This window comes from Paraburkholderia sp. BR10141 (assembly GCF_056155635.1).
Genome location: NZ_JBMIQH010000055.1, coordinates 1 through 26,159, shown reverse-complemented (window position 1 = coordinate 26,159; position 26,159 = coordinate 1). Strand labels below are relative to the sequence as shown.

General features: G+C 58.9%; 23 protein-coding genes. 11 read left to right on the top strand and 12 right to left on the bottom strand.

What is annotated here, in order from left to right:
• A partial coding sequence (locus ACOJB8_RS38540; protein WP_475017411.1) for a DEAD/DEAH box helicase family protein occupies positions 1-1,353 on the top strand: 1,353 nt, incomplete at its 5' end.
• A 57-nt stretch (positions 1,354-1,410) separates the two neighbouring features.
• Here ACOJB8_RS38540 and vapC read toward each other — a convergent pair.
• Positions 1,411-1,815: a type II toxin-antitoxin system VapC family toxin gene (vapC, locus tag ACOJB8_RS38535; RefSeq protein WP_475017410.1), complete on the bottom strand. Its 405-nt coding sequence runs from the start codon at positions 1,813-1,815 to the stop codon at positions 1,411-1,413.
• The gene (locus ACOJB8_RS38530) at positions 1,812-2,129 is read right to left on the bottom strand and encodes a type II toxin-antitoxin system VapB family antitoxin (RefSeq protein ID WP_475017408.1); all 318 of its coding nucleotides are present in this window, start codon (positions 2,127-2,129) and stop codon (positions 1,812-1,814) included. Before ACOJB8_RS38530 ends, vapC begins: the two co-directional genes overlap by 4 nt.
• 166 nt (positions 2,130-2,295) lie before the next feature.
• On the opposite strand from ACOJB8_RS38530, the gene ACOJB8_RS38525 reads away from it, so the two are divergent.
• Positions 2,296-3,288 (top strand): DNA-binding protein, encoded by a 993-nt coding sequence (locus ACOJB8_RS38525; protein WP_475017407.1) that lies wholly within the window; start codon positions 2,296-2,298, stop codon positions 3,286-3,288.
• Between the two features lie 173 nt (positions 3,289-3,461).
• The gene (locus ACOJB8_RS38520) at positions 3,462-4,667 is read left to right on the top strand and encodes a hypothetical protein (RefSeq protein ID WP_475017405.1); all 1,206 of its coding nucleotides are present in this window, start codon (positions 3,462-3,464) and stop codon (positions 4,665-4,667) included.
• A gap of 216 nt (positions 4,668-4,883) precedes the next feature.
• On the opposite strand, the gene ACOJB8_RS38515 is transcribed toward ACOJB8_RS38520, so the two are convergent.
• From ACOJB8_RS38515 to ACOJB8_RS38475, 9 genes are all read right to left on the bottom strand, one after another.
• Positions 4,884-5,882, bottom strand: a complete 999-nt coding sequence (locus tag ACOJB8_RS38515; RefSeq protein WP_475017403.1) for a tyrosine-type recombinase/integrase — start codon at positions 5,880-5,882, stop codon at positions 4,884-4,886.
• A complete protein-coding gene (locus ACOJB8_RS38510) occupies positions 5,879-6,832 on the bottom strand; it encodes a tyrosine-type recombinase/integrase (protein ID WP_475017401.1) in 954 nt (317 codons plus the stop codon). Before ACOJB8_RS38510 ends, ACOJB8_RS38515 begins: the two co-directional genes overlap by 4 nt.
• On the bottom strand, positions 6,829-7,812 hold the full coding sequence (locus ACOJB8_RS38505) for a site-specific integrase (RefSeq protein ID WP_475017399.1): 984 nt from the start codon (positions 7,810-7,812) through the stop codon (positions 6,829-6,831). The genes ACOJB8_RS38510 and ACOJB8_RS38505 overlap by 4 nt, the downstream gene beginning before the upstream one ends.
• A gap of 343 nt (positions 7,813-8,155) precedes the next feature.
• Positions 8,156-8,857: a GntR family transcriptional regulator gene (locus tag ACOJB8_RS38500; protein ID WP_475017398.1), complete on the bottom strand. Its 702-nt coding sequence runs from the start codon at positions 8,855-8,857 to the stop codon at positions 8,156-8,158.
• 526 nt (positions 8,858-9,383) lie between these two features.
• Complete coding sequence (locus ACOJB8_RS38495) at positions 9,384-10,847, bottom strand: MmgE/PrpD family protein (protein ID WP_069268829.1); 1,464 nt, start codon at positions 10,845-10,847, stop codon at positions 9,384-9,386.
• Between the two features lie 21 nt (positions 10,848-10,868).
• On the bottom strand, positions 10,869-12,047 hold the full coding sequence (locus ACOJB8_RS38490) for a threonine synthase (RefSeq protein ID WP_475017395.1): 1,179 nt from the start codon (positions 12,045-12,047) through the stop codon (positions 10,869-10,871).
• Entirely contained in the window at positions 12,047-13,078 is a 1,032-nt protein-coding gene (locus tag ACOJB8_RS38485; RefSeq protein ID WP_475017394.1) for a succinylglutamate desuccinylase/aspartoacylase family protein, read from the bottom strand. The genes ACOJB8_RS38490 and ACOJB8_RS38485 overlap by 1 nt, the downstream gene beginning before the upstream one ends.
• A 25-nt stretch (positions 13,079-13,103) precedes the next feature.
• Positions 13,104-14,300 carry a M24 family metallopeptidase gene (locus ACOJB8_RS38480; RefSeq protein WP_475017392.1) on the bottom strand — a complete coding sequence of 399 codons (1,197 nt, stop codon included), beginning with the start codon at positions 14,298-14,300 and terminating at the stop codon, positions 13,104-13,106.
• Between the two features lie 2 nt (positions 14,301-14,302).
• Positions 14,303-14,995 (bottom strand): GntR family transcriptional regulator, encoded by a 693-nt coding sequence (locus ACOJB8_RS38475; protein ID WP_475017390.1) that lies wholly within the window; start codon positions 14,993-14,995, stop codon positions 14,303-14,305.
• Positions 14,996-15,153: 158 nt separating this feature from the next.
• Between ACOJB8_RS38475 and ehuB the strand changes: the two genes are divergently transcribed.
• The 5 genes from ehuB (at position 15,154) to ACOJB8_RS38450 (ending at position 19,781) form a co-directional block, all read left to right on the top strand.
• Positions 15,154-16,038, top strand: a complete 885-nt coding sequence (gene ehuB / locus ACOJB8_RS38470) for an ectoine/hydroxyectoine ABC transporter substrate-binding protein EhuB (protein WP_475017388.1) — start codon at positions 15,154-15,156, stop codon at positions 16,036-16,038.
• Positions 16,039-16,068: 30 nt separating this feature from the next.
• A complete protein-coding gene (locus tag ACOJB8_RS38465) occupies positions 16,069-16,719 on the top strand; it encodes an amino acid ABC transporter permease (RefSeq protein ID WP_069268823.1) in 651 nt (216 codons plus the stop codon).
• A complete protein-coding gene (locus tag ACOJB8_RS38460) occupies positions 16,716-17,378 on the top strand; it encodes an amino acid ABC transporter permease (protein WP_069268822.1) in 663 nt (220 codons plus the stop codon). The genes ACOJB8_RS38465 and ACOJB8_RS38460 overlap by 4 nt, the downstream gene beginning before the upstream one ends.
• A gap of 58 nt (positions 17,379-17,436) precedes the next feature.
• Complete coding sequence (locus ACOJB8_RS38455) at positions 17,437-18,219, top strand: amino acid ABC transporter ATP-binding protein (protein WP_475017386.1); 783 nt, start codon at positions 17,437-17,439, stop codon at positions 18,217-18,219.
• A 416-nt stretch (positions 18,220-18,635) separates the two neighbouring features.
• Positions 18,636-19,781: a porin gene (locus ACOJB8_RS38450; RefSeq protein ID WP_475017384.1), complete on the top strand. Its 1,146-nt coding sequence runs from the start codon at positions 18,636-18,638 to the stop codon at positions 19,779-19,781.
• Between the two features lie 306 nt (positions 19,782-20,087).
• On the opposite strand, the gene ACOJB8_RS38445 is transcribed toward ACOJB8_RS38450, so the two are convergent.
• Positions 20,088-20,627, bottom strand: a complete 540-nt coding sequence (locus ACOJB8_RS38445; RefSeq protein ID WP_069268820.1) for an Lrp/AsnC family transcriptional regulator — start codon at positions 20,625-20,627, stop codon at positions 20,088-20,090.
• A 186-nt stretch (positions 20,628-20,813) separates the two neighbouring features.
• On the opposite strand from ACOJB8_RS38445, the gene mdeB reads away from it, so the two are divergent.
• The 3 genes from mdeB to ACOJB8_RS38430 all read left to right on the top strand — a co-directional run.
• A complete protein-coding gene (gene mdeB, locus ACOJB8_RS38440; RefSeq protein ID WP_475017381.1) occupies positions 20,814-23,528 on the top strand; it encodes an alpha-ketoglutarate dehydrogenase in 2,715 nt (904 codons plus the stop codon).
• Between the two features lie 26 nt (positions 23,529-23,554).
• Positions 23,555-25,333: a biosynthetic-type acetolactate synthase large subunit gene (ilvB, locus tag ACOJB8_RS38435; RefSeq protein WP_475017379.1), complete on the top strand. Its 1,779-nt coding sequence runs from the start codon at positions 23,555-23,557 to the stop codon at positions 25,331-25,333.
• A gap of 99 nt (positions 25,334-25,432) precedes the next feature.
• Positions 25,433-26,159: biotin/lipoyl-containing protein (locus tag ACOJB8_RS38430; RefSeq protein ID WP_475017413.1), on the top strand; the 727-nt coding region annotated here is incomplete at its 3' end.

Genomic DNA, 26,159 nt, shown 5'->3' with positions numbered 1-26,159 from the left:
CGGCTCAACCGGCTCATCCGGCTGGCCGCCTTCCAGAATCCGGAGTTCTACCGGGCCCAGGCGCGCGGCTTCAGCGTATGGGACAAGCCACGCATCATTGGGCGCGCCGAGAACTGCCCGCGCCACATTGCATTGCCGCGCGGATGCCTTGACGACGTCATGACGCTACTGCGCGATAACGACATCGCCTGCGACGTCCGCGACGAGCGCTGCACCGGCGAGCCGCTTGCAGTTCCGTTTGCCGGCACGTTGCGCGATGACCAGCAGGCGGCCGTTACCGACCTGCTGCGACACGACACCGGCATCCTGCATGCGCCGACGGCGTTCGGCAAGACCGTGACGGCGGCCGCGATGATCGCGCAGCGAGGCGTCAACACGCTCGTGCTTGCGCACCGCCGGGAGCTGCTTGACCAGTGGCGCGAGCGCCTGCAGTCGTTTCTCGCACTCGACGCGCGCGAGATCGGCACGATCGGCGGTGGCAAGTCGAAGGCGACGGGCCGGATCGATGTCGCGATGCTGCAATCCGTGGCACCCGATGGTGCTCGCGGCGAGCTGTTGCGGCGTTACGGCCATGTCATCGTCGATGAATGTCATCACATCTCCGCGGATTCCTTCGAGGCCGTGCTAAAGGGCGTCAATGCACGCTACGTGCTCGGCCTGACGGCGACGCCGGTGCGGCGCGACAGCCAGCAACCGGTGATGTTCATGCTGTGTGGACCGATCCGGCATGCGGCGAAATCGCCCGCTGGCGCGCCGCAGGTGCTTGAGGTCTTCCCGCAAAGGCTCACCTCCGCAGTGGACGTCGCGGCCGACGCGCCAATCCAGGCGGTGTTCGCTCAGCTCGCGCAGGACACCCCGCGCACGCAGATGATCGCGGCGGCTGTACATGAACAGTACGGGCAGGGGCGGAACGTGCTGGTACTCACCGAGCGGACGGACCATCTCGAAAGCCTGCAGCAGATGCTGCAAGACACGGTACAACCGCTGTTCGTGCTGCACGGTCGCCTCGGCCGGAAAGCGCGGGTGGCACAGCTGGCTGCCCTTGACGCGCTGGCCGGTGACACACCCCGCGTGGTGCTGGCGACTGGCCGGCTCGTAGGTGAAGGCTTCGACCATCCGGCGCTGGACACGCTGGTGCTGGCCATGCCGGTTGCGTGGAGGGGCACGCTGCAGCAGTACGCCGGCCGGCTGCACCGCGAGCATGCGGGCAAGACCGGCGTACGGGTGATCGATTATGTGGATGGCGGCCATCCGGTGTTGCAGCGCATGTGGGAGAAACGCCAGCGCGGCTACCGGGCAATGGGCTATCAGGTCCGCACGCCCGGAGAAGATATCCAGCTCCAGTTGGCCTGAAACCGGTGGTGAATTCGTATTCCGTATCGTTTCTTGCTGTTTGCTGTCACCGGCACGTTAGTCGTCGCGCATTGCAGACTGAAGACCGAGGTGCTCGACGAACGGATCGAAATCCCGGTCGCTGAAGAGCAGCGGCGCACCGTTTTCAATGCACCACGTCGCGATCAGCGTATCGATGGTTTTGCGGATCGTTACGCCCTGCGCTCGCAAGATGCGGTAATTCCGGGCCGCCTGAATGGCGTTATCCGGCCCCACCAGCGAGACGACATTGAATCGCGTCGTCATCAGCTGCCGGGCAGTATTGAACGCCGACTCGGCGGCAAATCCCTGTAGCACCTCGGCGACGATCAGGTCGCCGGTGACCAGTACCTCCCGGCCCAGCAGGGCATCCAGTCGGCTGGCTTGGGGTGAAGCCAGCCCCCGGAAGTAGTCGATCCACACGCTTGAATCGACGAGTATCACTGGTCGCGCCTCATGGCATCCAGGTCGCCTTCCCACGGTAATTTGCCGCGGAACTGGCGAATCTGCTCCTGCTGCTTGAGCCGGATGATCGTTTTCAGGCCAAGCTCGACCGCTTCACGTTTGGTCCGGATGCCCGTTGCGGCAAGCGCTTCGGCCATCAACCGGTCGTCGATCTCGATATTGGTACGCATGGCGCGCCTCGTAAATGTGTATAAAACAATTGAATTATACACATCAAACGCTTGTGGTCCACGCGCCGGGTTGCGGCATCCCAATTTGACCAGCAATCCCCCCCGGAGATCGTCAATTTCCATGTTTCGTACCGGTTGGCGGCGGAACAAGCCGGATTCGGACCATCACATTCGATAATCCGCCTTTATCGCAGGCCAGCCACACCCACATCCGGCCGCCCTTGACCGCGTTCAGCGATACGTATATACATGGTACGTAATACAGTACGATATTCGAGCGAGGAAGCAGATGGCCCGCACCGGTCTTACGCGCATGGACGTGAAGCGCGCCCGCGATGCCCTGCTGGCACAGGGGCAGCACGCATCGATCGACGCGATACGTATCGCGCTCGGCAACACGGGCTCGAAAACCACGATCCACCGCTACCTGAGGGAACTGGAAGAAGATGAGGGCGCGTCACTGACACGCGCCGGGTCGCTCTCGGACGCGATCCAGGATCTGGTAGCCCGGCTCGCAGCCCGCCTGCACGAGGAAGCACAAGCCCTCGTCGACCAGCAGGCCGCCGCTGCGGCCGCGCAACAGCAGCAGGCGCAGTCCGAAATCGCAAGGCTCGGCGCTGAGCTGGCCACGGTGCGGGAGCAACTCACTGGCGCGACCGCCGCCCTTTGCGCGGAGCAGGAGGCGCACGCCGGGACTCGCGTGGCGTTGCATCAGCGCGACCTGGACGTCGAGCGGCTCACCCAGCAGGTAGGTGACCAGACCGAGCGCCTTGCCGAGCAGGAAGGCTTCCGCCTGTCGCTTGAGGCCAGGCTCGTGCATGCGCGCGATGCCCTTGAGCACTTCCGTACGGCTGCGCGCGAGCAGCGCGAACAGGAAGCGCGCCGACATGAGCAGCAGGTCCAGCAGGTGCAGGCTGAGCTACGCCAGGCGAACCAGACGGCCATCGTCCGGCAGAACGAGATCACACAGCTGAACCGGGACAACGCGCGGCTCGTCGCAGAAGCGACGGCCACGACCCGGCTCGCACGCGATCAGCAGGCACATGGCGAGGCGCTGCAGTCCGCCCTCAATCGTGCGCTCACCGATCGGGCGCGCGCCGAGGCCGAGCGCGACGCAGCGCAGTCGGCAGCCGATGCGCGGGCAGCCGAGCTGCTCCTGGTACGCGAGGCTCGCGACTCGCTCCGCGCGGACCGCACGAAGCTGGCCGCGCAGCTCGAAGCACAGCAGCAGCTCCTGGTGGACTACCGGATGCGGCTGGGCGGCGCGGACGCGGCGGGCTGAAAGCGCCGCGTCGCGTGCCGAAAGGACGTCACGCTGGCAACGCGCACGCTTTTCGGCGCTTGCCATGAAGCATTTTGGCTTTCGCGTCGGCCCGAAGTCTCATGGCTCTGCCGGGTTGCGCGCCAGCACATTCACCTTCTTCTCTTCCATGCGCTTCGCTACGGGAATCTGGCATGAGCGAATACCAATACTACGAGTTTGCATGCGTCGACCAGCTGCTTACGGCGACCCAGCAGGCAGAGTTGCGCAGTTTCTCCACGCGGGCCACGATTACCGCCTCGAGCTTCGTCAACGAATATCACTGGGGCAACCTCAAGGGCGACCCGCTCGAGTGGGTACAGCAATATTTCGATGCCCACGTCTACTCCTCCAACTGGGGGAGCTGCCGCCTGCTTCTTCGCCTGCCGCGCGGGACGTTTGACGCGGCGACCCTCCGCGATTACGTCAAGGCTGGACGAAAGAGGCGCTCCCGTTTCGAGAAAGCGTTCGAGGCCATGGACGTCGATGACTGGTGCCTCCTCGACTGGTCGTTCAACGATGACTCGGGCGAACACGCCCGCTTCTCGGAGGAGATGGATGGTGCGGGGTGGATGACGCGCCTGCTGCCTGTACGCGACGAGCTGCTCGGCGGCGATGCTCGCCCGCTTTATCTTGGCTGGCTTGTCCGCCTCGCGAATGATGAGCTACACGATGACGAAATCGAACCGCCGGTGCCTGCGGGATTACAGGCGTTGACGCCCGCACAGGTAGCACTGGCCGAGTTTCTGATGCTGGATGCGGATTGGCTCGCCGCCGCCGCCGAGGCCAGCCCGTCACTATTGGCCCCAGAATCCAGCGGGAGCGAAGACAGTCGCTTTGATCCCTGGTTACGTAAGTTGCCGGTTGAGGAAATGCGGGCGAAACTGCGCATGCTGCTACAGGGGCGCCGCCGTGAAGCGGAGCGAACGCTTCGAAACGCTTTTCTCAAATGGGAGAAGGGTAGGAATGCAAAGCAATTGAATTTGCCCAGACGCCGTCGAATATCCGAAATCGAATCAAGGGTTGCCTCTCATCGTGCCATCCGTGAAAAAAAGGAGCAGGAAGCACGCCAGGCGGCCGAGGCCCGCCGTCGTGAGGAACGCACACGATACCTCACATCACTTCTCGAGCAGGAAGACACGGCGTGGTCAAGCATCGATGCACAACTGCGACGCACGACGGGCAGCGCCTACGATCAGGCATTCCAGAAGTTGCAGGATCTCGCCGAAGCGTATGAAAACGCCAGGCGGGATGCCGTATTCCGGCGTCGTCTGGCGCAAATGATGTCGAGTCATGGCAAGCGGGGCGCCTGGCTTGCCCGGCTGCAAAAAGCGGGGTATTTGTGGCAACCCAAGTCTTAGCCTCCCTGGCCTGACCTGCTGAATCCGCAAATCTGGGATGAACTCTGAGCCCAGTTGGCCCGGCATATATGCCAATTTTCGGCGATTTGACCAAGGCATCATAACTTGGACGCCTATGATAGGAAATTGTGCTTTTAGGCACAGTTCCCGGTTACGCCCAGCTTGGCTGGCCAACGACCCTGGGACATGGGTCGTCGGCCACAACACTGTAGATAATCAGAGCTGTTGGAGGAAAGCGAGCACGCAATCGGAAGGCTTGAAACGGAACGAAGCGGATTCAGCCGGTGTCAGTTTCTCGAGCGCCCGCTCCTTGGTTGCCAGATCGGCATCGATGTAGACGTGGGTCGTTTCGATGCTCTCGTGTCCGAGCCAGAGGGCAATGATGCTGATATCGACGCCCGACTGCAGCAGATGCATGGCTGTCGAGTGACGAACGACATGCGGCGAAATTCGCTTATCGATCAGGGTCGGGCATTGCGCGCCAGCTTGATCGACTGCCTGCTGCAGGATGTAATCGACGCCGTTGCGCGACAACTCCCGACCGCGATGACTGGGAAACGCAATCGGCGTGCGGGAGCTCTCGAGTTCATGGAACCACGTCTTCAATACGCGGGCCGTGTTTGACCACAGCGGGATGCTTCTCTCCTTGCGGCCCTTGCCCATCAAGTTGATCAGCGCGCTGCCGCCGAACTGGACCTGCTCCTGTCGGAGTGTGGTGATTTCGGAAACGCGTGCGCCGGTGTTGTACATCGTCAGCAGCAGCGCGTAGTCGCGACGTCCGCGCCATAGGGACCGGTCAGGCGCTGCAAGCAGTGCATCGATTTCGGCGCGGGTGAGCGCCTCCACGAGCCGCCGATCGATCCGCTTCGACGGAATTGCGAGTACTCGGGTGGCCAACCCCACGGACTCCGGATCGCACAGCGCTACCCATTGGAAAAAGCTGTGAATCGCTGCGAGCCTTGCGTTGCGCGATCGCGCTGAATTGTGCCTCTGAACTTCAAGGTAGTCGAGAAACAACAGGATCACGGGCGCATCAAGTACGGACAGGCGCAGTGACGAGGGTTCTATGCGCGTTTTATCCCAGACAAACTGGAGCAGCAGACGGAACGTATCCCGGTAGCTCGATACCGTTCTTGGGCTGACGTGCTTATGGGCAAGCAGATGTTCGACGAAGAAACCTTGCAGCAACGGGCCGATCATGGTGGTAGTCTTCATGACTTCTCTCCAAGACTTGCATACTGCCGAAATGTCAACGCCGCAGTAGCCAGCAGTGCCGGCGTCGCGGTCAGATACCAGTACGTTTCAGCGGGACTGACATGCCCGAGATAAACGGACAGATTCGGAATCCATTGCTGAACAGGCGCACCGTCCAGGCACCATTGCGTCAAGCGCTCGACGGCAAAGGTATGCCGCAGGCTGTGTAGCGTTGGCGGCCGGTTGCCCGAAGACGGCAGCATGTCGAGCCGTTGAGCGGTACGCGTGAACCAGTTCGCGAAGAACCCGCAGTTGATTGCCGTTCCGATCTCGGACATGAAGAACAGATCCGAGAGTCCTGCGTAGCCGAGTTTCTGGCGCAGCAGAGCGTAGGCCCTTAACTTCTCGGAGGTCGTCGGGTGCAGAGGCACTATTCTCGATTTGCGAAACTTGGTCTCGAGGACCGAGATCCTCGGCGGATCGTCGTCAAGTAGCACGTCGTCGACCGTCAATCGAATGGCCTCGCCCGCCCGGATACCAGTGCTGGCCAGCAGGCCAATCATCGATACGTACACGTGCGGTCGCAATGTGCGACGAGGCCGCATTGCCGCGGCGGCATCCAGAAGACGGACGAGTTCCTCCTTGGTGAAGATGTAGGGCCTATGCCGCCGCGGTCGCGCAAGCAATCCGGTTCCAGGAACCTGTGTTTCCGGAACGCTCGCGCGCAGGTAGTACAAAAAACGCCGGGCCGTAGAAAGGCGGCTTGCCTGCCCAGCGGGGCTGCGGACAGACGACGGCCCGCATGCCCAATCAACTGCAAGCCGCGCATCGATTGGCCACCTATCCGCGGCGATTGCATATTCAATGAAGCTTCTGAGCACCGCCTTTCTGGCTGCATCGTTGAAGCCGAGCGCTTCTCGAACAGCAAGATAAGCGTCAAGGTGATCGCGTAGCTCGGGATGTCCGTTCATGATCGTACTCCCGGCCAAGGCAAGGCCACGTGTGCGAGCGTCGCCAGGTCGAGCTTCGCGTAGATCGCCGTCGTCCCCAGCGAAACATGTCCCAGCACGTCGGCAACTTCCTTGAAACTTGCACCTCTGCATACCATCTGGGTGGCCGCCGTGTGACGCAACGCATGTGCTGCAGCTGGGATGCCCTCCACGCCGGCACGGCTCATTGCACGTCGGACCGTTCTCGACACGACAGATGAATCGAGAATAGGGCCGTACGGCTCTTTGGTGCTCAGGAAAACCGCCCTGCAGGAACTGGAGGGACGTCCGCGTTGAAGGTAAGCGCAAAGCGCCTCACCCACATCGTGAGGCAAGGGAAGTCGGCGTTCGCGATGAGACTTCCCCGGACGAATGCGCACGCAGCCCTCGATCCAGTTGATATCGTCGAGCATCAGATACCTGAGCTCGCAGGCCCGAACGCCCATTCGTGCCAGGACCAGCAACATTGCCCGATTGCGCAACTCATGGGCGCTGCCGTCGAGCGCTGCTCCGAGAACGCGCTCAGTCTCCTCTGCAATGAGATGAACCGGCAGAGATGCGTACTTCCACTGAGGAATCGAGGGAATCGCGGCTTCGAGCTCACGGCCGGCCATGCCGCAAAACACCAGATACCGGAGCCAGGCTCGCAGTGCAGTCCCGGGCTTCTTGCGAGAGTGTCCGTGAAGGCGCGCAGCCTCCTGGCGAATAAAGGCGGTGAGCCATTCCGCGCGCGGGACCCACCGCTCACGGTCTGCCACCAGGCAGTACTGCGCCAAAAACCGCCGTACAAAAAAGAGATACTCGCGACGGGTCGCGTGCGCCAAGCCAACGACATGAGACAGGTGATGATCGAACTCGCCAACCCAACGGTTCAGTTCACCGGTTACTTCTGCCTGCACCGCCGGCTTGCTTTTACCTCGCGTTCTGGTGCCGGACGGATTTAGGTACGGGGCATTGTTCATGAGCTTCTCCGATCGGCCGAAATGGCCGATCGGAGAAGCTTGCTCTGATTATGCGAGGACGTTTCCAGTCCCAGCCAGCGCCCATCAATGCGCAGCAACCCTAGTGAATCGCAGTTGCCCGCGAGCTGGGCGTAACCGGGAACTGTGCCTAAAAGCGTTTATGCGCTGCAGGGCATAAGTGCTTACCTTGTCGCTACCCCTTGTCGGGACTCAGTGCCGTTGCGCAGGCTTTACTTTCGTTCGCGTATGCGCGGGCATGTATCGAGTCGCGGCAGGGTAAAGGAGGCTTCTCGCCGAAGTCCCCGATGCAATTGAGTTAGGCCGACGAGAGGACTGCCTGCATTCAAGGGAAGTCCACGGTACATGCGAGCCTGTCAAACGGCGCCTGGAGGACGCCATAAACGATAATTCCGGGTTCGCTCGTCATCATCCGATATAGCCGCCGCAGCACGGGATAGCCATTGGGAACGCCGAATATTTCTTCCACTTCGGCGGTGGCGGGTGCCGCGTCGATGACCAGATAGGTCCGGGTGACGTGGATCGCGTGCTTGGCCAGAGCGTCGACGACGAAGCGCTCTCCGAACTCGTCCACAATATCGTCGCCGATATCCGGAGAAAGATAGGTCGTGTCGTACACGACTGGCGCATCGTCCATCCAGATCGTTTTTCGGACACAGAGCATCACGTGGTCGGGCAGGGCGATCGTACTCAAGGTCGGATCGGATATTTTCTCTCTCGTGACCGATACTGAACGTATGCTCGAATCGTCAAACGACGGCTGCATCACGTCGAGTTGATGCAACAGCCGCTTTTGTTGTTTGACGTATGTTCCTTTCCCGGGAATCGATACGAGCGTCCCTGCGGCTTGCAGGTCGCGTAGCGCACGCTTTATCGTAATCGAACTAACACCGAATTCTTCACTAAGCATGGCCGTCGACGGGATCGCGGCGTCGGGAGAATAGGTGCCGACTGCGATGCGTCGACGGAGTTCCTCGCGTACCGTTTCATGCAGCGACGGGGAGGGTTGTAATTGGGGCTTGAACAAGTTGACTCTCGGGCGCGAAAGGTCGATGGGACCAACGGGACTATAGCCCGGGCGTCCATGGATGCCTAGTATCCCAAGCATTTAAGGAACGTTTTGCGGACAACGGGCAGCATCCGGCGCACCGCTTTACATCGAAACAGCCCAGGCGTCCTGTGACGAACTGTCGGATGTCGGCAAGGCGCTAAACAATCGGCGCACCGACATCAACGACGGTTCAGGTCTCACCTTGAAGCTCATGCGCCTCGCAAAATATACTAGGTATCATTTCGGTGTAACCGCCAACTGAAAATAGGGCGATATGGCGCAGCGACCGGCATCCATGGCTTGGGGAGCCGACCCCAAACGGCATAACGGCCCCCGGGGTCGTAACGCGGGCGTCGCGACTGAGCCTCTACGAGAACACCGGGATAGCAACATCACGAGCGCACTCAAGTTTGCCGATCTCGCACTGAAGATCACGAGCTGGCCGATCGGGATCGTTACGTCGGACGCCAAGGGTCCTACTGCCGCTGCTTCGCGATCATCATCAGTCTGCAATGCGCAATAACTCAATGAACTCGCGCATCGAGCCATGGTTTTCCATGTCCATTCCTTGTTCGAAGATTTCCGCGCCTTTCGACACCAAGGCGGTTCCTCGGAGGTTGCGCAGAAACTTCTCTTCCACGTCTGCATCCTCGAACGGACGGCGCCAGTGACCCAGTGGCCATTTCACTGACGTCTCGAGCAAACGACCGTCTGATAGCATGATGGTCACGGACGACATATGCTGATCGATCTTCCAGAATGCTTCCTCAGCGACCGGATCGACTTCGACGTCGATCTTTTCCATCAATTCAAGAACGTCCTCGCTTGCCATCAAGGATGGTTCATACCATTCTCGTCCCGCTTGGAGGGAGAGCGCCGCCATTGCAGATACATACTGGACGGACAATTGGGCATTGATATCGGAAGGCGGTCGCCTGTCGGAGAACCATTCCGATATTCTTGAAATCGTCCGAATCTGAATGCTGCGAATATCTTTGTGGTCAATCGAGTGCTGTTCGGCCAGATTTGAAATTGCTTCGATGGTCGTATGGAGAAATGCGCAGCATGGAAATGCTTTAAAGGACGATTCTCTCGTTCGCCAATTGTGGGCGAGATCAGCAGAAAGCAGGCTGGCATTGAATCGATCGGATCCAATGATGCTAGCGAAACCTCTGTGGGGGTCACTAAGCATCGCGAAGGGGCCGATGATGTCGTGACGTGCGCAGAGTGCGGCCTCGATTCCCGCTAGGGCCATCTGGCCATAGTTCGCCTTGAGTGCATGCGCAGGCTGTCCATACTGGACGTACCACAGAGGCAGACAGGTATTGGCCGCGGCGTGGCCTAGCGCAGAGCGGAACTGCTCTTCCGAGCCGCCAGCGACGACCATGGCGGCGGCTCCGGCAGCCAGGCCGTGCCATGCGTGATATACAGCGAATCGCAGATACACTTCGGGACTGGCTTGCGTGGCGTCGTGCAGTCGGAGACCTGCCTCATAACCGGCGACGACACCGGCGAGAAACCGCTTTGGTGGGGTATTTAGATGTTCGCTGAGCGCCAGCGCGGCAGGTATGACCGTCGCACTTGGATGGCCTACCGCGACGTCCTCGTAGTCGAGAACATCCGACAACCACGCGTTCACCTTGCCAGCCAGCGATGGCGGCATACGCAATGAGGTTCCCAAAACGGTGCAGCCATCTTGTTGTTTGGTGCTCCCGTAGCTGGCCAGGATCTTGCGGCCGAGCACCGTGTCCGTTCCGGCAACAATGCATCCGATCGTGTCCAGCGTCAGCAGTTTTGCCTTATGGACGACGTCTTCGGGAATGCGCTCGTAGCTGAGATCCGTGAGAAAGCGCGCTAACAGCCCGGCGTGTGCATGGACTGGATTGTTCGGAAACAGGATATGGTCCCGGTGTGACGACGCGGATTGCGCGTCAGCCGACGCAGTGCAGTCCTCTTCGTTTATCATTCGTGCCCTCTATGTCTAGAATTATGCTTCGCGAGAAACGTTGATCGCGGATAGCGAATCGCCGAATTCGGGCTGCTCCTTGTAGCCATGCGAAGTGGCCACCATGACGACGCGAGCGTTCTGTCCAATCTGCCCGTGATCTATCAATCTGCGCAGTCCCGTGAGCGAGGCGACACTCGAGCGCTCGAGGTACAGTCCCTCACGCGCGAGTACAAGCTGGTCTGCGATGACCTGTTCATCGCGGACCGCGACACCCACACCGTCAGTCGAGTCGAGCGCCAGTAAAGTCTGGCGAGTAACGGTATCGCCTCCGATTGACTCCATGACCGTGTCCCCCGAATAGTCGCTGCAAACCATGCCATGCCCCTGTTGCGCTAGACTGATTCGTGGGAATGGTTCGACAGCGTGAACCTTTGGAATGGAGTGCACCAGACCCGAGTCGCGAAGGTCCCGGTAGCCTTTCGCAATACCCCAGAGCACGTCACCGCGTGCGGTCGGAACGATGATGTCCGTCGGCGGACGCGCCGAAAATTGCAGGTAGAGTTCGAATGCGATTGCGCGATAACCGTCGACGCCAAACGGATTGCTCCCGACGGGCGGCATGATCGAATTTGTGACCGGATACCATTCGCCCTGCCGCACACGCTGGGCGATGAGGGCCCAGCGATCGTCTGGATTTTTGGTCGCGATGATTCGCGCGCCATGCATTTCGATTGCTCTGCGCCAGTTCGGGCTGATTTCCGGTGTCGTCACGACCACACATTCGATACCGGCTCGGGCGGCATAGGCTGCCGTCGAAACCCCGGCATTGCCGCTCGATGCAACCGCGACGGTCGTCGCGCCGACGTCGATCGCTCGCTGGACAACGATTGCACCCATCCTGTCCTTGTGGGAGCCGGTTGGATTGCAGAATTCATTTTTTGTATGCAATGCATCGATGCCCAGTGCGGCGGCGAGCCGGGGCAGCGCCGATAGCGGCGTGTTGCCTTCTCCCAGTCCCGTAGCACCGCGATACGACAGCCAGTCCGTGATGTTTTCGGTATTCAGGTCCGCCGGAAAAGCGGTGTAATGCGGTGCGACGCTCGCCGGTGTGCCTGCCCTTTGGCACGACGGGCAACCTTCGAAATAGTCGTCCAGCGCGTGTACTAGCCCGCACTGGATACACTTCATGCCGGAAACGTTGGGATTGAGTCGGCTCATCAGTTCGCTCCCGGGAGGTACGACGTGGCCGCGTCCTCCAAAAGTCCGAAAAGACAATCGCCGCGGCTCGCCAATGCCGGATGCCGCTTGCAAACGACCAGTCCCGCACGGCGGAAGTAGATTTCGACGGGCGGATCATGCGGTCGGTCGATCGAATGCAGGAGCCCGGCAAGCTGACCTTCTTCGACTCGCTCGCCGAGCTGCGCCATGGGCTCGAACAACCCGTCGTATTCGGCATACACGAACAGGTCCATGCTCTCGCAACTCATCAACGTGACTTGCGCGGGATCGGGCACGTCGCATGACGACAGGATGCCAAGATGCTTGAGAAGTCTGAGCGAGCCCTCTTCGGCCAGCGTACAGCCGTTGCCTCGAAGCGTGGTACCTCCGCCCAGCTCCGCCGTGATGACCGGCACCCCGAATTGGGCAGCTGCAGCAGGCAGTGTGGTATTGCCGCCGCCACCGGCGCCGTCGGTAAATTCCGCAAGCGGCACGCCGAATACACGCAGCAGGTCGTGCAGGCGTTCGATTTCCGCTTCCGTATTTGCGCTACGGACGAGTGCACACGGCATATAGTCGAGCGAGCGGCCGCCCGAGTGGAGATCAACGACGAGATCGGCCATCGGCAGAAGCACTTCGCAGACATAGTGCGCGATCATTTCGGTGGCGGTACCGTGCGCGCGCCCGGGATAGACGCGATTGAGGTTGCCTTCGTCAATGGGTGAAACCCTTCGCCCCGCCTTGACCGCCGGAAAGTTGAGTGACGGAAGAATGATCACGCGTCCGTGCAGATTGTCGTGGACTAACTGTCTCGCGATGCGCATAAGGCCGATCTGGCCTTCGTACTCGTCGCCATGCGTTCCCGCGAGCAGTACCGCAGTCGGACCGTCGCCATTTTTCACGCAGACGACCGGAATCGGAATCCAGCCATACGCGGACGTGTCGGTGGAAATCGGCAGCCGCAAGCAATCGACTTGCTTGCCGTTCTTTTCGTAGTCGATCGTCGACCAGATTCGTGTAGAGCCTGACATGTGAAACCTATGAGAGATCGGATGTTTATCGAATCACGGGAAGGGTTTCTGGCGAGGGTGGGCACAGGAACTCGATGCCGGACTCGGTGACGAAGACCACTTCCTCGAACTGAAACACAGCGCCATCGCGCTCAAGTTTCGGTTCGATGTGCAGAATCATCCCTGGCTCGATGACCGTCGTGTCGGCCCTCGACAGCGACGGCGGCTCGGTTACGTCGAGGCCACCACCATGACCGATGCGCGATACGGCGCCGTACACCGACCCCAATGCGGCGTCGCGCCACAGTGCGTCGAAGTGTTGGTACACCTCGGAACACGTGATTCCGGGGCGGATATGGTTGACAACATCCAGCGTCAGCAATCTCACCGCCGTGTAGGTCTCGAGTTCCCAATCCTTGGGGTCACCGGCACGAGCGATCCGATTGCGATCGGCCGGATACCCACCATACGTAGCGCGAAAATCGGTCCATACGTAATGACCTACTTCGAGCTTCCGATCCTTCGCCGTGCGAGCGTAGGCGAAATCGCCGCTGGAAAAGAGCATCGCAATCGGATCGGCACTTTCGGCGCCGTTCAGATAGATCTGTGCCTGCATGAGGTAATAAAGTTCGTACTCCGTCATGCCAACATAGGCGTGCTTGATCGTCTGGTCGAATGCCGTATTGACGATCTCATATGCGGTTCGATTGAGATCGGCTTCGAATCTGGACTTGACCAGCCTGACTTTCCAGATCGCATCGGCTGCACTTTTGACGCGACCGCTCGCATCGATCGAACTGAGCGCGTCGATCAATCCCAACGAACCACGTCCGAACATGTCTTGACCATAGTCCACTGCAATATGGACACCACTCCCGGTCGTCTTGCCCTTTAGCCAGTCCGAAACAGCGGTGACAGCTTCGTCAAGATAGCCTTTGTAGTAGACCGGCTCGAAAATTCGATCTCTGAGCTGGATCGTTGTTGCTTCGCCAAGGCTGCCGAAGAGTGCGAAGTCTTGGGATGAAATGGCAGCGAAGATCGGGCGTGCTTTATGATCCCAAGAGAGTTCCTGGTAGTCCGTGAAATAGTCAACGTTTTTCTTGTCGGTCAAAACAATAACGTCGATCCCGGCTTTTGCCATTTCCCGGCGGATGTTGGTCAATCGCTGGCGGAGTTCGTTTTCGGGGACCGGGGGAGCCGGCGCACGGAAGACGACAGGAATGTCGAGTTGAAGTGCAGTCATCTTTAGATCTCCATGTCATGAGACGGAAAGTCAATGGAACAGGCGAGGCGATCAAACGGAGCTTGAACAACGCCATAGATCGTCAAATTCGCGTCGGTGGTAATCATCTTGTAAATGCGACGCAGCATCGGATATCCGTTCGGAACCCCAAATATCTCGGCCGCGCGATCGGAAGCAGGAAAGGCTTCCACAACGATCTGTGTCTTGACGAGCCGGATGTCGCGGCGCTTCAGCGCGTCGACGATAAAGCTGCTGCCGAACTCGTCGATGATCTCGTCTTCTACGTTCGCCGAGAGGTAGCTGGCGTCATAGAGAAGTGGTGAGCCGTCCGATGAAATGACTTTCCTGACGCAGAGCATTATATGGTCGGGGGCCGCAAGCGTGGCCATGGACGGATCACCGATCTTTTCCCGCGTCACCGAGATCAAGCTGATGTCGGCCCCATGCAGGGACGACATGCGCATATCGAGTTGACGCAGGATTCGCTGCTGTTTCTTCACGTAGGCGCCCTTGCCGCGAATCGTTACCAGCACGCCAGCGGCCTGCAAGTCACGCAGCGCCCGCTTCACGGTAATCACGCTGACATTGAATTCTTTACTCAACATGGCGGTGGACGGAATCGGCATGTCGCTCGCGTATATGCCATTCCTGACCCGCTTGAGAAGTTCGTCGCGCACTGTCTCGTACAAGGACAAAGTTGTCTCCAGTATTGGTCTGTTTATTCAAGCGGCTTTAGATCGACCTTCCAGTTTCGCTACTCGGGTAAACACGAGTGCACCGTCGAAGATCGTTGCTTGACATGCCTGGTATGCCAAGTATACTCAACGCACCAACAAAAGGAAAGGAGACAGTTATGACGATCCAGGTCTGGAGTAAACGGCTGGCGCTTGTTCTTGCTGCGGCGAGCACGCTGATTGGCGGCAGCATCGCCCAGGCGCAGTCAAGCGATAGCCAGGCGATCCACGGTGGGGAAATCACGGTAGGAATTCACAATCAGGTGCCGTGGGGATACCGAAACGCCGATGGCAGCGTTTCTGGCGTCGGTCCTGACATGATCCGGGCCGTTCTCGGTCAGGTGGGTGTCAAGAAAATCAACTTTGTCGTCGTCGACTTCGACGCGCTGATTCCGAGCCTGCTTTCCAAGCGGATCGATGCCGTAGCTTCGGGCTTGGCAATTACCCCGACGCGCTGCAAACAGGTAATTTTCAGCAATCCGGATTTGGCTATCGGCGATGCGCTTCTGGTGAAGAAAGGGAATCCTCTCAATATCCATAGTTATGCGGACGTTGCAAAGAACCCAGCGATTCGGTTTGGCGGCGGACGGGGAAGTTCTGCTGTCGAGCATGCGATCGCTGCCGGAATCCCCAAGGATCGGATTCTTCTGCTTAAAGACGTCGAGTCTTCGGTCGGAGCCATTCTGGCCGGTCGCATTGACGCCGACACCGAATCGGCTTCAACTGTAATCAGTACGCTCAAGGATCCAAACGTCGGCAACCGGCTCGAGCGCGCGACGCCCTTTACCGGGTTGGTAACGAATGGGCAGCAGGTTGCCAATTACGCAGCAATCGCATTCCGGACGGAGGATTCGAAACTGCGTGACCTGTATAACGCGGGGCTAGCAAAAATGAAGGCCGATGGTTCGATCAAGAAAGTCTTCGAAAAATATGGATTCGGGGAAACCGAGATGGCGCCAACTGACGTAACGGCGAAAGCGGTGTGTGGCGCGGATTATCGATGATCGGGATTTGTCAATCTGAGGAGCGATCGCATGAACTTTCCTGACGTCATTATCGGAATATACAAGGGGTTCGGTATCACCGCGGCCGTCACTCTACTCGGACTCCTGTATGCGGTGCCGTTTGCGCTGGTCGCTGGAATATTGCAGAACTTCGCGACTGGCACTCCGCGCAAAGCAATTACATTCATCATCGAGCTGTGGCGAAGCTCGCCCGTTATTGTGCTGCTCTATGCGTTCTACTATACGCTTCCCGCTTTTGGAATTCATCTTTCCGGGATCACGGTTGGCGCACTCGTGCTCGGACTGAACTCGGGTGCATATAGCAGTCAGTCGGTCCGCGCCGCCTTGCAAGCACTGCCTCGCGGACAATGCGAGGCAGGCTTGGCCTTGGGGTTGAATCGTTTTGAAGCGCTTTGTCTTGTCGAGTTGCCGCAGGCAATCAGAGCCATGATTCCGACGTTCATCAACGATCTTATTCAACTGATCAAGGGAACCGCATTGGTATCTCTTATTACGTTGTCTGACATGACGTTCCGTGCCAAGGAGATCTCGGAGTTGAGCTATAACCCGTTGTTAATTTATTCGAGTCTTTTGTTATCCTATCTGATTCTATGTTATCCAGTGACTATTTTTGGGCGATATCTTGAGACATCGCACGGGAGCCGGCGAGGGCGGTCATGAACTTCGATTTTGATTTTGCGTTGCGAATCGTGCCGCAAGTCCTGGAAGGTGTCGGGAATACGATCCTCGTTGCGATCCTGAGCTTCGTGGGTGCGCTGGCGCTCGGTTTCGTCTGGGAAATGCTGCGCCGTTCCAATGCCGTTGTGCGTCCGATGGTTCAATTCATCATCGATGCGATCAGGTCTACTCCGGCACTTGTTCAGATTTATTTCCTGTTTTTCGTTCTCCCTTCTTACGGAATCGTCTTGCCCGCGTTATTCATCGGTGTATTCGGACTTAGTTTTTACTACTCCGGATATATGGCCGAAGTGTTCAAGGCCGGCATCGACGCCGTTCCGGTTGGCCAGAGCGAGGGTGCGAAAAGCCTCGGGCTCACTTGGTGGGACACCACGGCCTTCGTTATCGCTCCGCAGATGTTGCGAAACGTGGCCGCACCTCTGGGTGCGTATGCCATTGCGATCCTGAAGTCTACGCCATACCTGGCGGTGATCGCGGTTCCCGAAATGCTAGGCAGCGCAATGGACGTGGCTTCCGAAACCTACCGTTACGCTGAGCCGATGCTTGTTGCTGGTGTGCTCTTTCTGGCACTAGCCCTGATCGCGGTCGTATTGGTCGGAAAGGTCGAGCGCCACCTTGGGATTGGCGCTCCTCAACGATAAGCCGACAGCAGTCTATCAAGACGTTTGAAGTGTTGTGGAGGAAGACATGGTATCCCAAATGACGCAACCACGCGAACCGGCGGGGTTGCAAGCGAATACGCCCGAGTCGATCGCGGTAGCAATTGAAGGTGTATCGAAGTGGTACGGCGAATTTCAGGTTTTGCGCGACATCAATTTGAATGTGGCGTTCGGCGAGCGGATCGTGGTCTGCGGTCCGTCAGGGTCAGGAAAATCGACGCTGATCCGCTGCATCAATCAGCTGGAGACGCACCAGGAAGGCCGGATCGTTGTGGACGGTGTCGAGATGCACGCGAAGATGAAGGGGTTGTCGCATATGCGCCGAGATGTCGGAATGGTATTTCAGCATTTCAATCTGTTCCCTCACTTGAGCGTGATCGACAACTGTACGCTGGCGTTGATCCGTACTGGCCGAGCGTCGCGGGCGGAGGCCAAGGCGATTGCGATGGAAAACCTCAACCGGGTTCGCATACCGGACCAGGCGAAGAAGTATCCGGCACAGCTTTCCGGTGGGCAGCAGCAACGCGTCGCAATTGCTCGTGCGCTCTGCATGAAACCAAAGATCATGCTGTTTGACGAGCCGACGTCAGCGCTCGATCCGGAGATGATCAAAGAAGTACTCGATGTGATGACCGGACTTGCGAACGATGGCATGACGATGATCTGTGTGACTCATGAGATGGGATTCGCTCGTGAAGTTGCTGACCGTATCGTATTTATCGACGGTGGAGAAGTCATCGAATGTGCACCGCCGGATACCTTCTTCCGCAATCCGACGCATATCAGAGCGAAGAAGTTTCTGAGTCAGTTGTTGCACAAATAATGCGAGGTCGCAGCCGACTTCGATAGGAGGGTATCGGCGGCTGCACCAAAACATCGTGAATCGATGAGGAAATTGAGGCCACAAAGAATCCTGCCGGCGTTCGACGGGGCACGAACCTAACGCTGGCGTTACGCTCCGAGAGGTTTATACGTTAGGCCCCCAGGTCGTATTGGAAAACGCGCACTCATAGTTGTCGGAGCGAGGAAGCCCGAGTAGTTCGGGCAACGTTGCGGGACCGCGGTTTCAGTCGAGGTTTGCCGCGCAGTGAGGATCGGTGTGGCATTGCAGGATCGATGCGACCGGGGCGATGAAGAATGCGCGGCTCGGGAAACGGGAGAGCACCACCACTTTATGCAAGCTAGTTGTTACGTACTACAAATTGATTTTCCATAACTACCACGTTTGGAGACGATGATATGAAGGCGAAATTGCTGGTGGCGTCCGTATTGGCCGGGATCGGAGTGTCCGCCTATGCGCAAAGTACCGTCACGTTGTATGGACTCATCGATGAAGGTTTTGACTTCACGAATAATGCAGCTGGAAGCCGGGCATACGAGCTTCAAAGCGGATACGTGCAGGGTAGTCGGTGGGGACTGAAAGGTACGGAGGACCTCGGTGGCCAGCTGAAGGCCGTGTTTCAGATCGAGAGTGGGTTCAACGTGAACAACGGCAAGCTCGGCCAGGGCGGCCTGATGTTTGGACGTCAGGCATACGTGGGGCTGTCAAGTTCGACGTATGGCAAGCTTACTTTTGGTCGCCAGTATGACTCTGTTGTCGACTACTTCTCGTCGACGACAGCAAATGGAACATGGGCAGGCTATCTGCTCTCGCACCCATACGACAACGATAATACGGATGGCACTTTTCGGGTCAACAATACGGCGAAATATACCAGCCCGAATTTCGGTGGCTTCCAATTCGGTGGCACTTACAGCTTCTCAAATGACACCAATTTCGCCAATAATCGTCAGTATAGTCTGGGAGCACAATATGAGACCGGAAGCATCCTGATCGCGGCGTCCTATCTACAGGCCAACAGTCCGTCATCAACCGCGACCGGTGCGATCAACAATGGTGGCGATGAAAATTTTGTGGGTGACCGGCTGCGCATCTTTGGTGCTGGTATCAACTACTATATTGGAAGCGCCACTTTCGGCTTCGCATACTCGAACGTGGATGTGAAGAATCCGGTGAACTCCGGGTACGTGGGCGCTATTACGCCTGTCAGTGGTCCGGCTTCGGACCTCCGCTTCCAGAACTTCGAAATCAATGGCAAGTACCAGTTCACGCCAGCGTTCTATGTTGGCGCGATGTACACCTACACACACGCGACGATGACCACGGCAGCGGGCAGCTTCCATCCGAACTATCAGACGGTCGGGTTGATGGGCGACTACAACATCTCAAAGCGAACAGACGTTTATCTTCAGGGTGCCTATCAGCATGTAGGAGGAGATACGACGGGTTCAGTGCTGGATTTCGCATATGTACCCGGTGCGTATGGTGTTTCCTCGGGCAACAGCCAGCTCGCTTTGCGCCTCGGGCTCCGTCATAAATTCTAGTCGACTCAGCCAAGCACCAAATCGATGAGATCACGCGGGCTCGAAAACCGATGTCTGTTGACCAATCTCGCCTCAGCGCGACAGGGGAAAAAGGTGTCGAGCTCGCGTCGTCTAGTGCCGGTGTGAAGGTATTAACTGTTCAAGGAACGAGTTCGACTCAATCCTATGGTTCGCGATTCGGTTGAGGTACCAGCGGCCGTGTGCGGCTGGGCATTTCAGCTTCTGCATTAACTGTCTGCCCGGTCGACTACTTGTCGGCACAAGGGCGTTACCAGTGCCAACGCTAAACGTTGGCTACTGCCACCCTCAAGTCCACTCCTGAGGCGTTTCCTCGCCACTCGGCAACGTGAGGCCAACGGTCGGCAACGGCAACGCTGTCTTGTACCGCACCTGCTTAAGCGCAAAGCTGGAGCGGATGTTCGACACGCCAGGTATTTTCGTGAGCCATTGGACGATGAAGTGCTCAAGGCTTTGCATGTCCGGCACGACGACGCGCAGCAGATAATCGGCGTCGCCTGTCATCAGATAGCACTCCATCACTTCTGGCCGATCCTCGATCTCCTTTTCAAAAACGCGTAACGCGTCTTCTACCTGTTGTTCGAGGCTGACCTGAATGAACACATTGATACGTAACCCGAGCGCGCCGGCGTCGAGTAGGGTCACGTGTTGGCGGAACAGGCCGAGCTTTTCAAGTGCGCGTACGCGATTGAAGCAGGGAGTGGGCGAGAGGTTAACCGCGCGGGCGAGCTCAGCGTTTGTGATACGCGCATTGTCCTGCAACTGCCGCAGGATCGCGATGTCGGTGCGGTCTAACCGGCGGGTCGGGAGTTTTGTTTCGGACGTCATAGTATGGGAATCTCATGTGAGGCATCGTTACCAGAATTTATACCCTATTTGAGCTGAAAACTCCCCACAAAAGAGACGCACATTTTGTGATGGGATGGATAAGCTCTTCCCATGTCGTCGAACTCGAAATTCCGACCCGCACGAGTCTCGAAGCACACGAATCTCACTGTTTAGCCTGGAGTTGCCATGACCGATTTATCGAGCGGTGTTCAGCCCGTTCTTGCCCTCAATCAAGCCCGCATGGACAACGACCCGCAGGAGACTGCCGAGTGGATCTCCGCACTGGATGGCGTGGTGGAGCATGTCGGGCTCGGACGTGCCCAGTATCTTTTCGACCGCCTGGCCGCGCATGCATTGTCGAGCGGCATTGCAACGGCGCGTGCGAACGTCACGCCCTATGCGAACACCATCCCGGTCGAACAGCAGCCGCCGTTTCCAGGTGACGTCGATACCGAAGAGCGACTCGCCGCTGCACTACGCTGGAATGCGCTCGCGATGGTGGTGCGAGCGAACCGCGCTTACGGCGAACTCGGTGGACATATCGCGAGCTACGCGTCGGCAGCGGATCTTTTCGAGGTTGGATTCAACCACTTCTTTCGCGGTGCGAACGATGCTCATGGCGGCGACCTCGTCTATTTTCAGCCCCATTCGTCGCCGGGAGTATATGCGCGCGCATTCCTTGAAGGTTTCCTGAGCGAGCAGCATCTGGAGCACTACCGTCGCGAGATCGCGGGTCCGGGTCTGTGTTCCTATCCGCATCCGTGGCTGATGCCTGACTTCTGGCAGTTTCCGACGGGATCGATGGGCATCGGCCCTATCAACTCGATCTACCAGGCGCGCTTCATGCGTTACCTGCAGAACCGTGGGCTGCTCAAAGCGGAAGGCCGCAAGGTCTGGGGCTTCTTTGGCGACGGCGAGATGGACGAGCCCGAATCGATCGGTGCCTTGTCGCTCGCCGCACGCGAGCGGCTCGACAACCTCGTTTTCGTGATCAACTGCAATCTGCAGCGACTTGACGGCCCCGTGCGAAGTAACGGCCGCATCATTGACGAACTCGAGGCGCAATTCACGGGGGCGGGCTGGAACGTCATCAAGGTCGTGTGGGGTTCTGATTGGGACGGTCTTTTCGCACGCGATCGCACCGGCGCGTTGTTGCGAGCGTTTGCACATACCGTCGATGGGCAGTTTCAGACCTTCTCTGCCAATGACGGCGCCTACAACCGCGAACGCTTCTTCGGACAGAACGAGGAACTGGCTGCGCTTGCCGCGCATCTGAGCAACGACGATATTGACCGCCTGCGCCGGGGTGGCCATGACGTACGCAAGCTGTATGCGGCGTACGACAGGGCACTGAAACATGCAGGGCAGCCCACGGTGATTCTCGCGAAGACAATGAAGGGCTTCGGCATGGGCTCGATCGGCCAGGGCCGGATGACCACGCATCAACAGAAGAAGCTCGACTTCGAACAACTGAAAGCGTTTCGCGACCGGTTCCGCTTGCCCCTCTCCGACGAAGACGTCGAGCAGCTGCGGTTCTACAGGCCGGCGGACAACAGTCCAGAAATGCGGTACCTGCATGCCCGGCGCGAAGCGCTCGGCGGGTATCTGCCCCGCAGGCGGACAACCGCGTCGCAAATGCTGCCTGTTCCCGCATTGCCGGCGTGGGGGCAATTTGCGCTGGACGCGAACGGCAAGGAGATGTCGACCACGATGGCGTTCGTGCGGATGCTCGGGAGCCTTCTGAAAGACGCGTCGCTCGGCCCTCGCATTGTTCCCGTAGTCGCCGATGAGGCACGCACGTTCGGTATGGCGAATCTGTTCCGGCAGGTTGGGATCTATTCGCCGCTCGGGCAGCTGTACGAGCCCGAAGACATGGGCTCAATGCTGTATTACCGGGAAGATAGGGGCGGACAGATACTGGAAGAGGGCATTTCGGAGGCGGGCGCTGTGTCCTCGTGGGTCGCCGCAGCCACTTCATACAGCGTGCACGACCTGCCCATGCTGCCGTTCTACATCTACTACTCGATGTTCGGTTTCCAGCGCATCGGCGATCTCATCTGGGCTGCCGCTGACCAGCGTGCGCGTGGCTTTCTGATCGGTGCAACGGCGGGGAAGACGACGCTCGGTGGCGAGGGTTTGCAGCATCAGGACGGCACGAGCCATCTGGCGGCCTCGACGGTACCGAACTGCCGCGCCTACGATCCGGCATTCGCGTACGAGGTGGCCATGATCGTAGACGAAGGCATGCGCGAGATGATTGAACGTCAGCGCGATGTGTTCTATTACCTGACGGTGACGAACGAGAACTACGCACAGCCTTCACTTCCGGATGCACCCATCGAAAGCGTTCGTGATGGTGTGCTCAAGGGCATGTATCCGCTTGACACAACATCGCTCGATCGGGCTGAGGTCCAGTTGCTCGGTTCGGGGGCGATTCTGGGCGAAGTGCAGGCGGCCGCGCGCTTGCTGAAGGAAGACTGGAACATCGAAGCATCAGTGTGGAGCGTCACCAGCTTTACCGAGCTGCACCGGGACGGTGTCGCGTCCGAACGCACCGATCGCTTGTTCGACGAGGATCGCGCTGCCGCTCCGTATGTGACGTCTGCGTTGTCTCCCACGCACGGGCCCGTGATCGCGGCGACAGACTATGTGCGCGCCGTTCCCGAACTCATTCGTGCATATGTGCCGCGGCGCTATGTGACGCTTGGCACCGATGGCTTCGGACGCAGTGACACCCGTGCGGCGCTGCGGGCCTTCTTCGAAGTCGACCAACATTCGATCGCGATTGCCGCGCTGAAAGCGCTCGCCGACGACGGTGCAGTAGCAGTCGAGCTCGTCAGGCGTGCCGTTGATCGCTATGGCAAGCATGACGCGAACCGGGCCGCGCCGTGGCAACGATGACGGGCAGGCACTACCGGGAGCTAATAATGAAGATTGCGGGTGCTGAGATCCAACAGGTTGCGAAAGCCGGCGCTCCGGGTGCTTCGGGCAGGGACGGCGATGCATCGGGAGCACAGATTGTCCTGTCCGTCCTGCGCGGGGAGGGTGTTGAGACGGTTTGGGGGTATCCAGGCGGCGCGGTCCTGCCGCTTTACGATGCGCTCCACGAATCCATCGATGTTACCCATTTGCTGGTTCGCCATGAACAGGCCGCCGTCCACGCGGCGGATGGTTTCGCGCGCGCGACGGGAAAGGTCGGCGTAGCGCTGGTGACATCGGGGCCGGGTGTGACGAACGCGGTGACAGGCATTGCGACTGCCTATTTCGATTCCATTCCGATGGTGGTGATCTCCGGTAACGTGCCCACACACTCTATCGGAACCGATGCGTTTCAGGAGTGCGATGCTGTCGGAATTACCCGGTCGATCGTCAAGCATAACTTTCTGGTGCTGGATGTCTCTCAACTGGCGAAGACGCTCAAAAGCGCGTTTCATATCGCCCGCACCGGACGCCCCGGGCCTGTGCTGGTGGATATTCCCAAAGACGTGCTTCAGGCGAAGACGCCATTGCGCATACCTGAATCCGTCACGCTGCGATCCTACCGTCCGCGCACGGAACCTCATGCGGGACAGGTGCGGCGGGCCGCCGAGGCGCTCGCGCGCTCGCGCCGGCCATGCATTCTCGTTGGCGGCGGAGCGGTTGCATCGGCTGCCAGCGGGGAGATTGCGGAACTCGTGCGGCGACTCGATGCCCCGGTGACGAACACGTTGATGGCGCTTGGCGCATTTCCCGCTTCGGATAGGCGGTGCCTCGGAATGCCAGGACTGCATGGAACGTACGAAGCCAACATGGCGATGCAGCATTGCGACGTACTGATTGCGCTCGGTGCGAGATTCGATGACCGGGTCATTGGAAATACCGGGGACTTTCGGTCAGATAGCAGGACGATTATTCATGTTGATATTGATCCCGCGACAATCGACAAGCGGGTGCAGGTTGACATTCCGATCGTGGGAGACGTGAAGACCGCGGCGCGCGCGATACTGAGACAGCTCGAAGCACAACGTATTCATGCTGGGCACCGGAAGGACTGGTGGACACAGATTGAGACTTGGCGTGAGAAGCGCTGCCTCGCCTATGAGCCGGCAGAAGATGTAATCAAGCCTCAGTTCGTCATTCAGCGACTTTGGGAAGCTACCGGAGGCGATGCCTATATCTGTTCGGATGTCGGACAGCACCAGATGTGGGCCGCGCAGCTGTATGGATTCGATAGACCTCGCCGATGGATCAACTCGGGAGGCCTCGGAACCATGGGTGTCGGACTGCCCTATGCGATGGGCGTCAAACGCGCGCTTCCGGACGCGGATGTGGTCACAGTAACCGGAGACGGCTCGATCCAGATGTGTATCCAGGAGTTGTCGACCTGCAGGCAGTACGACCTCGGGGTGAAAATCGTTTCCCTCAACAACGGCTATCTCGGCATGGTAAGGCAGCTGCAGCATGTGACTTATAGCGACCGTTACTCCCACTCGTACATGGACGCGTTGCCTGACTTTGTCGCACTTGCCCGCGCTTATGGGCATGTCGGCTTTCGCATCGATCGACCATGCGATGTCGAGCCCGTGCTGCGCGAAGCACTTGCCATGAAGCAGCGTACGGTATTCATGGACTTTGCCATCGATCCGTCCGAGAACGTCTGGCCTATGGTTCGAGCGGGCGCGGGACTGACGGACATGCTGATGAATTCGCGCGATGTCGACCGGTAGTTCAGCATGGCTAATGTTCAACATAGCCAGGACTTCGGGCAGCCCGGCGCCTGCTGCCTGTTCTGGCATTGACGTATTCGCGAGAAACACTACGCAACGATCGTTGCGCTCGCCTTGGACCGCGATTGGGAGATTACTGACGTGCGTGTAACAGAGATTAAGGTGCCTGACATCGGCGACTACAAGGGCGTCCCCGTCATCGAGGTACTGGTTGGCCCCGGTGATGTAGTACGGGAGGAGCAATCGCTGGTTACGCTGGAGTCGGACAAGGCCACCATGGACGTGCCCAGTCCTTTTGGTGGCGTCGTTCGGGAAATAAAGCTCAGGGTCGGCGATGCGGTGTCGGAAGGTTCGGTCATCCTGCTCATGGAGCCGCAAGGTGCGGCGGCCGAGGCGGTTACCGGTAAGGTTGACGCGAGCGAGAAGACCGGGCGTCGAGATGGCTCACCCATTGTTGATGAGGAGCGCAGTCCGGCAGGTCATCCATCCGCGCCTGCGCCAGCGGCCGTGATCCCGGAGAAGGAGGTTGGGCTGAGCGGATCAAGCCATGCTTCGCCGTCGGTGCGTAAACTGGCGCGCGACCTCGGCGTGGACATCACGCGAGTTCAGGGCACCGGGCCGAAGGGCCGCATCAGCCAGGACGACGTCACCGCGTTCGTGAAGGGCGTAATGACGGGCGCGCTCGCTGCGCCGGCTGGCGCTGCCGCTGGAGTAGCCCCAGCGGCAGCGGGCGGTACGGGCCTGAACCTGCTGCCGTGGCCGAAGGTCGATTTCACGAAGTTCGGCCCGATCGACACGCAGCCGCTGTCGCGCATCAAGAAGATCT

What these genes read in the sequence shown, in the direction of transcription:
- ACOJB8_RS38530 (WP_475017408.1), bottom strand. Translation starts at nt 2,129, where the DNA reads ATGGAAATTGACGATCTCCGGGGGGGATTGCTGGTCAAATTGGGATGC.
- ACOJB8_RS38525 (WP_475017407.1), top strand. Translation starts at nt 2,296, where the DNA reads ATGGCCCGCACCGGTCTTACGCGCATGGACGTGAAGCGCGCCCGCGAT.
- ACOJB8_RS38520 (WP_475017405.1), top strand. Translation starts at nt 3,462, where the DNA reads ATGAGCGAATACCAATACTACGAGTTTGCATGCGTCGACCAGCTGCTT.
- ACOJB8_RS38515 (WP_475017403.1), bottom strand. Translation starts at nt 5,882, where the DNA reads ATGAAGACTACCACCATGATCGGCCCGTTGCTGCAAGGTTTCTTCGTC.
- ACOJB8_RS38510 (WP_475017401.1), bottom strand. Translation starts at nt 6,832, where the DNA reads ATGAACGGACATCCCGAGCTACGCGATCACCTTGACGCTTATCTTGCT.
- ACOJB8_RS38505 (WP_475017399.1), bottom strand. Translation starts at nt 7,812, where the DNA reads ATGAACAATGCCCCGTACCTAAATCCGTCCGGCACCAGAACGCGAGGT.
- ACOJB8_RS38495 (WP_069268829.1), bottom strand. Translation starts at nt 10,847, where the DNA reads ATGATAAACGAAGAGGACTGCACTGCGTCGGCTGACGCGCAATCCGCG.
- ACOJB8_RS38490 (WP_475017395.1), bottom strand. Translation starts at nt 12,047, where the DNA reads ATGAGCCGACTCAATCCCAACGTTTCCGGCATGAAGTGTATCCAGTGC.
- ACOJB8_RS38485 (WP_475017394.1), bottom strand. Translation starts at nt 13,078, where the DNA reads ATGTCAGGCTCTACACGAATCTGGTCGACGATCGACTACGAAAAGAAC.
- ACOJB8_RS38480 (WP_475017392.1), bottom strand. Translation starts at nt 14,300, where the DNA reads ATGACTGCACTTCAACTCGACATTCCTGTCGTCTTCCGTGCGCCGGCT.
- ehuB (WP_475017388.1), top strand. Translation starts at nt 15,154, where the DNA reads ATGACGATCCAGGTCTGGAGTAAACGGCTGGCGCTTGTTCTTGCTGCG.
- ACOJB8_RS38465 (WP_069268823.1), top strand. Translation starts at nt 16,069, where the DNA reads ATGAACTTTCCTGACGTCATTATCGGAATATACAAGGGGTTCGGTATC.
- ACOJB8_RS38460 (WP_069268822.1), top strand. Translation starts at nt 16,716, where the DNA reads ATGAACTTCGATTTTGATTTTGCGTTGCGAATCGTGCCGCAAGTCCTG.
- ACOJB8_RS38455 (WP_475017386.1), top strand. Translation starts at nt 17,437, where the DNA reads ATGACGCAACCACGCGAACCGGCGGGGTTGCAAGCGAATACGCCCGAG.
- ACOJB8_RS38450 (WP_475017384.1), top strand. Translation starts at nt 18,636, where the DNA reads ATGAAGGCGAAATTGCTGGTGGCGTCCGTATTGGCCGGGATCGGAGTG.
- ACOJB8_RS38445 (WP_069268820.1), bottom strand. Translation starts at nt 20,627, where the DNA reads ATGACGTCCGAAACAAAACTCCCGACCCGCCGGTTAGACCGCACCGAC.
- mdeB (WP_475017381.1), top strand. Translation starts at nt 20,814, where the DNA reads ATGACCGATTTATCGAGCGGTGTTCAGCCCGTTCTTGCCCTCAATCAA.
- ilvB (WP_475017379.1), top strand. Translation starts at nt 23,555, where the DNA reads ATGAAGATTGCGGGTGCTGAGATCCAACAGGTTGCGAAAGCCGGCGCT.